Annotated in this window: 9 protein-coding genes; 5 read left to right on the top strand and 4 right to left on the bottom strand. The window is 40.0% G+C overall.

Translation table 11 applies throughout. The features are described from left to right. Positions 1-366: 366 nt before the first annotated feature. Entirely contained in the window at positions 367-990 is a 624-nt protein-coding gene (locus JWP71_RS12325; protein WP_299500348.1) for a hypothetical protein, read from the top strand. 119 nt (positions 991-1,109) lie between these two features. Here the strand turns inward: JWP71_RS12325 and JWP71_RS12320 are convergent, their stop codons facing one another. Then, positions 1,110-2,375, bottom strand: a complete 1,266-nt coding sequence (locus JWP71_RS12320; protein WP_299500346.1) for a carboxypeptidase-like regulatory domain-containing protein — start codon at positions 2,373-2,375, stop codon at positions 1,110-1,112. Positions 2,376-2,553: 178 nt separating this feature from the next. Next, positions 2,554-3,408 (bottom strand): hypothetical protein, encoded by an 855-nt coding sequence (locus JWP71_RS12315; RefSeq protein ID WP_299500344.1) that lies wholly within the window; start codon positions 3,406-3,408, stop codon positions 2,554-2,556. A gap of 221 nt (positions 3,409-3,629) precedes the next feature. Between JWP71_RS12315 and JWP71_RS12310 the strand changes: the two genes are divergently transcribed. After that, positions 3,630-4,421 (top strand): M90 family metallopeptidase, encoded by a 792-nt coding sequence (locus JWP71_RS12310; RefSeq protein ID WP_299500342.1) that lies wholly within the window; start codon positions 3,630-3,632, stop codon positions 4,419-4,421. 61 nt (positions 4,422-4,482) lie between these two features. Here the strand turns inward: JWP71_RS12310 and JWP71_RS12305 are convergent, their stop codons facing one another. Then, a complete protein-coding gene (locus tag JWP71_RS12305; RefSeq protein ID WP_299500340.1) occupies positions 4,483-4,671 on the bottom strand; it encodes a DUF423 domain-containing protein in 189 nt (62 codons plus the stop codon). Positions 4,672-4,865: 194 nt separating this feature from the next. On the opposite strand from JWP71_RS12305, the gene JWP71_RS12300 reads away from it, so the two are divergent. Together JWP71_RS12300 and JWP71_RS12295 are read left to right on the top strand one after the other, a co-directional pair. Continuing rightward, positions 4,866-6,062 (top strand): glycosyl hydrolase family 8, encoded by a 1,197-nt coding sequence (locus tag JWP71_RS12300; protein WP_299500338.1) that lies wholly within the window; start codon positions 4,866-4,868, stop codon positions 6,060-6,062. Between the two features lie 23 nt (positions 6,063-6,085). Continuing rightward, positions 6,086-6,610 (top strand): GNAT family N-acetyltransferase, encoded by a 525-nt coding sequence (locus JWP71_RS12295; RefSeq protein WP_299500335.1) that lies wholly within the window; start codon positions 6,086-6,088, stop codon positions 6,608-6,610. Here the strand turns inward: JWP71_RS12295 and JWP71_RS12290 are convergent, their stop codons facing one another. After that, positions 6,611-7,486, bottom strand: coding sequence for a PfkB family carbohydrate kinase (locus JWP71_RS12290; protein ID WP_299500332.1), 876 nt, complete (start codon positions 7,484-7,486; stop codon positions 6,611-6,613). It lies immediately after the preceding gene. A 626-nt stretch (positions 7,487-8,112) separates the two neighbouring features. Between JWP71_RS12290 and JWP71_RS12285 the strand changes: the two genes are divergently transcribed. Further along, a partial coding sequence (locus tag JWP71_RS12285) for a circularly permuted type 2 ATP-grasp protein (protein ID WP_299500329.1) occupies positions 8,113-8,569 on the top strand: 457 nt, incomplete at its 3' end.

The following is an 8,569-nucleotide window of genomic DNA, read 5'->3' as shown; positions in this document are numbered from 1 at the left end:
TTTATGCGCTCAAGTAGCTCAACACGGCCATGCCCCAATACTTTTTCACCATCTACCTCCAACCATATTCTGCCATTTATTGTGAATGCTGATTCCATTATTAAAAGTTTACAATTATTAAAAGATGCCGATATCTGTTATAAATACTGTCGTCGCTGTTTCGATTTGAGTATAAATATATGGAAGGGAAACCATAAATAAATCTTCAAACCATTGCAAAGAGATTTTTTTAATAAATCATTGTATTTTATAAAAAAAATCTCTTTTTTTGACCATCATTATATTTTATAAAATATAACGCTTTGCAGGTATATGGGTGCTGCATAAAACCACCTGTTAAACCCATAAAAAGAAATTAAAACAACCATGAAAAAAAACTTACTATTGATTAGAAATAAAATTACGAGTTGCCGCCTGCAAAGTATTTTAATATTAATTACCGTTGCCGGTTTACTAACACCAAGTGCTGTACATGCTCAAAAAACGCAAGAAATACCACCAGACTCCATAAAATATCAAGGTTCAACTTATCAAAAGGTGACTGTTAAAGCACAGTATCCAAAGGTGGTTGGCTATTTAAGCTTTATCTTGCCACTTGAAACTTTTTCAAGCGGTAATTTTACACCAAATTTCTCTAATCATACTTCAAGTATTGGGTTCCCGGTAGGCGTAAATGTTTTATATAGCGACAGGTTTGGGTTTAGTTATGAGTTTACCCCAACCATCAAGGCATCAGGTGGAACCAGCAAAATGAGCAACTTATTATTTGATCCCGGTACGATGTTTCGTTTTGATCATGGATTTACTATAATATCACGTTTAGCGTTTGAAACTTCGGGCCGTTATGGCTTTACACCTGTATTTAATCAAGTTTACGCCCGTACCAAAGATGTGAACTACTTTGTGGCTTTATCGCTTCCTGCAAGATTCGGCAATAGCGAGGCTTCATCATTAGGTTTAAATTTACAACTCGGGTTTACCTTTAATTAAACCCGGTAACTCCCGCATCAAGCCTGACAGAAATGTCGGGCTTTTTTGTTCTTATCCTGCCTGGCGACAAATCTGCTCACTAAAAATGGAACACCCCTCGTGCTTGCAGCACCGTTTCTTCACTTATCTTTTTTCTTGATTGCTTTATTAATGGCTTTTACCTGCTTAAAAATATCTTCGATATCGTAATCAGACAAAAGGATATTATAATCCTTCCAAAACTTTTCGTCGCCATTACTTTTATAGGCGTTGATGTTATCGTTACGGCCTATTTTTGAATTGAAGGATTCTTTTTGGGTGGTATCTACGGCGGTTATCTGGTAATTGAATTTTACGTGGGCGGTGTAGTCGTACTTTAGCACCGGATCTTTGACCGCTAAAGAATTGTCGCCCTCGACACCGGAAAGCACCCACTTGTTTCCCACCTCCTGGTAGCTCACCTTAGAATTGTTAAGTATTAAACCGATCCCGACATTGCCTGTTCTCATCAGCGACCGTTCGACAGAATTTCCAGACCCCGGATCGTTCAATCCCGAAGGGCTCAAACCAAAATCAAAATAGATGAACGCGTACGTTTTGGAATCAATATACATCCGGCCGCGATAGGTTTTTTCGCCCGATTCCGGTTTTTCTTTAAAAACAATTTCATAGGCCTGATAACCTTTAAAGTCTACAATACCGGTAACTTCAAATTGGTGTTTGGTTAATCCATCTTCATTCAAAAACCCACAAGTATGCAGATGATTTACAACATCTTCTTCAAAGATGTTGTTGGGTTTTTGTGCAAACTCCAGCGAATTAAAATCACGGTCGTTTTTTTCGTTTCTTGCCTTTATCAATCTAAAAAGATCCGCGTGCGCGTCAGCATAGCCAAAGTTATAAACATCAAAAACAGCCTCTGATAATTGCAGCGGAGTATTATCATTATAGGTATACATACGGTAAAAGCCACGCAGAATATGCGGATGGTTAATGTAATTTTCGGGTATGCGGTCAATAGCCTTTTGTATGATCTTTAAAGCGTTATAGTAGGTAATGGTAACCTCTTTTAGTTCGGTTGTGCTTTTTTCTAAAACGATGTTCGGTTGCTCACCGTTCTTTAGGCCGGTTATTGGCAACAATTTGGTTTTAAAGCCGATACACGAAATTTTTAAAGTATCGGCCAAATTGGCGGCAGGTATAATTAAGGCAAACATACCGGCAGCATTAGTAGCTGTACCAATACCCTTCCTGTTAATACTTACACCGGCCTGGTGCACAGGCCGCCCGTCGTCCGAAGCGATAATTTTACCGCTAATGCTGATAATACCTTGCTGGGCATGAACCTGGTTTACCAGCAGGAGCAACAATAAGGAAAAAAAGGCACGAAAAACCGGGTTGTACATGTGAGCGCGTGTTTTTATTAACGCTGCAAGATGTTGAAAAAGAACGCGCTAAAAAATTAAAATAGACCACCCCGACTATTTAAGCGACCAGCGAATGATTTTAAGCGACACTATTCGTCAAAAAAAAACGGATAGCCGGCATTACCAGCTATCCGCCAACATTATTTATATAACCTATTTATAAAACAACCGTGGTGCTATTAGTTACCTTCCAGATAGCGGCACCCGGTATTGGGAAACTCACACCCTTGGTGCTGCCACGCTTTAGTGAATCCTGCCCTAATAAATATAGCGGGTGGCCCTTGTATACCAGCTGGGTTTTACCAAAAACGTTAATAGTAGTAAACTGTGTTTTGTCTAAAACGGTAGGTATGCTGCCTATAGTACTAACCTGATCCATTGGCCAAATAGTATTGTTACTCAGATCTGCTTTGGTAAAGGTATTGGTGTTATGGGTGTCTTTGCTAAACATGTAAAGCGTATGGCCGGCCGGGTCGGTAATGTACTGCGACGAGCCTGTTGCCGCAACGCCCTGGTCGTTATATTGCATGCCATCTAAGCCAACAAGCTGGGCATTGGCAAACATTACCATATAATCTGGCTTCCCAACAGCCCAAAGGTTAACAAACGCGTCGCCATTGGTATCACCCATGTTAACATCCAGCGAATAATAATATAGCGGCCAGCCTTTGTAGGTAGTTTGCTTGGTACCATCGGTGCGGGTTATTGCACCAAAATCAGTAGCGTCTAAACCAGTGCCTATAGTAGGGTTCTCTTTATAGAACGGCGGCCAGGTAACCGCGCAAGTACCCGTACATACTGATGTCGCGGCGGCATCTTTAGAAAAAAAGTAAACAGATTTACCAAGATTATCGGTGATAATGGCACCAAGTTTGGCATTAGTAGTTAGCTGTAACCCGGTTACAACAGCAGGCATGTTAGCCTGGTACTTGTTTTTTTTACATGATGTACTTAAAAAAACAACAGCCATGAATAACGCTATTAAGTAATAGCCTGATCTTTTAATGTTCATAATCTGAAAATTTAGTAGATGGTTTATTATCAGTACGCCTGTAAGCTGCGGCAGGGTTGCCTTAAACGATAAATAAATATTATTGATGAAATGTTTTATTTTTCTAATTAAATATCTCGACTGTCAGTGAAGCGCAAACACCCGGACCAATGTGTATTTTGTTATTTATAAACAATTCTCCATATTTCGGGCTTATACCTTAGCAAATAAAACAACACCAAATGTTCACTATGTATTTTATTATCATTATTCCTATAATCGCGCTTCTGGCCTGGGTTATCTTTCGTAAAAAAGGAAATACTATACCTGCCGGGATGCAAAAGCTGGATAAACCTTTGCGGTTATTGTTGGACGCCCACGTTAACTACTACTATAAGCTAAGCCAGGCCGAAAGGAAAAGATTTGAAAGCCAGGTAGCCGCCTTTTTGCAATATGTAAACATTGAGGGCGTGGGCACAGACATTACTGATACGGACCGTATACTGATAGCGTCAAGCGCCGTTATCCCGGTGTTTAGCCTGGGTAATTGGCAGTACCGCAATTTAACCAACGTAATACTGTACCCGGATACCTTTGATAACGAATACCAGTTTGAAGGCGGCAACCGCAATATAATGGGCATGGTAGGCTCTGGTTATATGAATGGGCAGATGATACTTTCAAGGCCCGCGTTGTTAAAAGGTTTTTCGGCAGAATCCGGCAGGGAAAACACGGCCATACATGAGTTTGTACACCTGGTAGACAAGTCAGACGGCGCGACAGACGGAATACCCGAACAATTAATGACGCATGAATATGCTGCTCCCTGGCTTAGCTTAATGCACCAGGAAATGCGCAGGATAAAAGATGGGAGATCAGACATTAATCCTTATGCGTTAACAAACGAAGCGGAATTTTTAGCCGTGGCATCAGAATACTTTTTTGAAAAACCCGAGCAATTTCAACAAAACCACCCGGAACTTTATTTACAGCTAAGCCAAATATTCAGGCAGGCTCCTGCAAAAAGTAATTGACTTCGCAGATAAGCAAATACAATAAGCCTTGCTTGCAGAAACTATAGCACAACGATAGCTATTAGCCAATTCTATCTGTAACGGCACGCAGTAATATAGCCCCACTAAACAGCAAGATGCAGACAAATAGTGTTATGCCTGCAAAAATATTTCGTGAGCTGTCATTATCCATAAAGCATATTATAATTAAAGCTACCGCAACAATAACCATTGTAGCCGCAGTTGTGTCAAAATAAAATTTTTGTTTCATGTTATTTCATTTAACTGGTTAAGCCAAAACAAATGCAGCACCAATAGTGGTTTAAGTTCGAAACAGGTATCTATGGCAATGTTTTGCGGGGTGCTTATGGGAATTTTTTTGCCCAGAATATGGCATGTTTTTTACTTAAGTAAAGTTTGTATTTTTATAAAATGCGCCTCAAGTACCAATTTGCCGGGTTATGTATGTTAATGCTCTACTTCCGTTCATCCGCATTTGCCCAATTGCCTTTAAGGCCCTTCCCGCAACATAATAGCTATTTTGCCGGAACCATAAAACCCAACCATATTACCCAGATACAAATGGATAATATCACACGCGACTTTTATAATGAATGGAAATCGCGTTTTATAAAAACCGTAGCAGGTAAGCCCCAAAACTATATTTGGTTTGAGGGCAAGGGTGGCAAGCAGTGCGTATCAGAAGCACAGGGATATGGGATGATAGTTGTGGCGCTAATGGCCGGTTATGATAAAGACGCGAAGACCACCTTCGATAATTTATTTCGTTATTATCGGGCACACCCCAGTAATAAAAGTAAATACCTGATGGCGTGGGCACAAAAAATCAATGGCTCTGACCTCGACAAAACATCCGCGACTGATGGGGATATAGATGTGGCGTACTCCCTACTGCTGGCCGCCCGGCAATGGGGCAATAGTGGCGCTATAAACTATCTGCAGGAGGCCAAGGCCAGTATTAATGCAATTATGCAATATGAGGTTAACCACCAAGTCTGGTCGGTTTTATTGAGTGATGGTGTGGAAGATGAAAGCAAAGATTACTTCGCTATGCGCTCATCTGATTTTATGCCAGCTCATTTTAAGGCATTTCAACAAATAACAAAAGACGATAGATGGAATAAGGTTATTGACGCCGGTTATCGGCTGTTTGCTGCCATGCAAAGCAACTACAGCCCTGATGCGGGCTTACTGCCCGATTTTATCATCAACCTAAATAAAAAGGCTAAACCTGCAGCCTCGCATTTTTTAGAGGACAGATACGACGGGCAATATAACTACAATGCCTGTCGTGTGCCCTGGCGTATTGCCACTGAGTATTTAATGACCGGCAATATGCGATCAAAAACAATCGTAGCAAAAATTAATCGCTGGATACGTGCGACTACCAATAACAACACTTACAATTTATCTGCCGGTTATACTTTGGAAGGGGATGATATTCAGAACCGTTATTTTGAGGCTTTGAGCTTTGTGGCGCCATTCGCGGTATCGGCTATGGTTGATAATAAAAACCAGATATGGCTAAATCACCTTTGGGATTATTTGACCGGATTTAAACTAAATGATTATGACTATTACGATAACAGCATCAAACTATTAAATATGCTCATCCTGTCGGGCAATTATTGGCCCTATTAAATATAATTGTATTTTTAATGACCATGAGTCAGATTAAGATCCTTCAATTAACCCACGCCCCTCAAATTCTATCGGCGCTAAGCGAATTATTAATTGAAACCGTAGCTGATGGCAGTTCGGTTACCTTTATGCATCCGCTGTCATCAAATATGGCAAATGATTTTTGGAAGGATTCATTAGTGGCTGCTGACAAAGGCGAACGTATTGTTTTAGGCGCCTATGATGGCGAAGCTTTGGTGGGAACTGTAACATTAATACTTAACTGCCCGCAAAATCAACCGCATCGTGCCGAGATAACCAAAATGATGACCAGAATAAGTCATCGGGGCAGAGGCATAGCAAAGTTACTCATGCAAACCGCCGAGCAATTGGCGATAAAGCAGCAACGCACCCTATTGGTACTTGATACCGCTACCGATGGCGGGGCATCTAAATTTTATGAAAGACTGGGATTTAACTTTGCGGGAGAAATACCCAACTATGCCTATAAACCGCATGGCGGTTTAACAGGAACCAGGTTCTATTGGAAAAAAATAGGCGGCGGATAATTACCGTTGATTGTCGGCGAAAAAGTTCAGTACATCATCTTCAGTCCCGTTAAACGGCCCGGGCGATGTGGTTTTAAGCCCGGCCATAGCAGCGGCAAATTCGCCCGACTGCTGCAAGCCTGCGCCTTTTATGCGCCGGTATAAATAGCCGGCCATATAAGTATCGCCACAGCCCGTAGCATCTACAACGGTTTTGGGGCGATAGGCTGGTATATCATAAAAAACACCCTCACTATAAATTACAGATCCCATGCTGCCGTTGGTAATCACCGCTTCCTTTACGCCCAGATCTGCCAGGAACTTAACACCATCATTCAATGTTTTATAACCCGATAAGGCAGCCAGCTCGGCAATGTCGGCTTTCAAAATATCAATGTATTGCAGTACTATGTTTTTATCGGACCAGTTAGTTAAATATACTTTTTGGTTTATTACCTTGCGTAAATAGCCCTGCACATCTAATGCGATGCGGCCCTTTGCAGATAAGGTTTTTATAAGACCGGTACTAAAATCATCAGCTAATAATGGCCCCAAATGGAACACTTTAGCATCCACCTGCTGCAATTGCTCCATAGTGAACGGATCAGCTATTTGCAATACATTTTGGGTGCGCTCATCCTGATTTTTGGCATATATGTTTTCAAAAACAACGGTATTTGTGCTTGGTTGTACTTTTACCTCTATACCTTTGGCACGCAGGTCGGTTACATATTGCATTTCCGCTTCGCCAAGCGCGGTTACTAAAACATAGCTAACATCCAGCTTATTCATCGCGCACGAAAAATAAAGCGCCGTACCTCCCGGCATGTGCATCACCGTTTGTGTATTAACTATTTTATCAGAAGTGATATGTCCAACGCAGCAAATATCATACATGACAGGCAAGTTAATAATTTTGAACCGGTACTTATAAATTCTTGTCAGAGTTCTCAGGCAAGCGCATTAAAATAATGGTGCACAAATACGCGCTTGCTGCTTAATTTTCTATCGCTAAACCCGTTAATTTATGAGGTGGTTTATTTGACAACGATTTAACATGGTTTATTTTCAGCACATTACAACCTTTGGTGTACCCAAGTGCATAAGGGGCTCGTGGTACAGTACAGTAATACGTTAACAGGTTCTAAAAGTAACTGTCCTTTGTAAAGATTGTCGTTTTTTATAATGACATTGTTTTATTTTTTTTGACAGCTTCTTAGCTAAATTTGTGTTATCTTATCATCAAATTTTATTTTCACGCAGATCGGCTTTAAGCAAAGAAAATTCAAATTGATTTTTAAAAGCATCAATATTTTCTTAAAAATTGATCTGTCAATCAGTAAAATTTTGCCTTTATTAATAAATAATATAAAATATTGATTAAATTTTAGCTATTCTATAGTAAATTTAACAAAATAGATTATAAAAAATTATAAATTTTTCAAAAAAACTTGCAGTTATCTAAAAACAGTTCATATATTACGGTTTTATAAATAACCGGTTACCATTAACCCAATTTTTTCATGCAGGAATCAGCTTATTTTGATAAATACAGCCCCATTAGTGGTGTTTGGGACGAAATGTATGGAGCAGACGCTAACGTGCGTGAACATTATCGCAAGGTAATAGAGTATATATCAAAAGAATCTGCCGACGATCTGAATAAAAAGGAAGAGCTAGCCAAGCGGCTTTTTATGAGCCAGGGCATAACCTTTACAGTTTATAATAGCGGCGAGGGTATTGAGAAAATATTCCCATTTGATATTATTCCCCGTATTATTACCGCTGCCGAGTGGGCCTTTGTTGAGAAAGGCATTAAGCAGCGTTTAACTGCGCTTAATCATTTTTTAAAAGATATATATCACAATCAGTTCATTATTAAAGATGGTATAGTACCTATTGATATTATTTACTCCTGCCCGCATTTCCTGCGCGAAATGTACCAGTTGCAGGTGCCTTATGATATTTACATCCATATAT

The organism is Mucilaginibacter sp. (genome assembly GCF_028287845.1).
Classification (GTDB): Bacteria; Bacteroidota; Bacteroidia; order Sphingobacteriales; family Sphingobacteriaceae; genus Mucilaginibacter.
The sequence above is the reverse complement of the archived record's forward strand: the minus strand, read 5'-3'. Positions and strand labels throughout refer to the sequence as shown.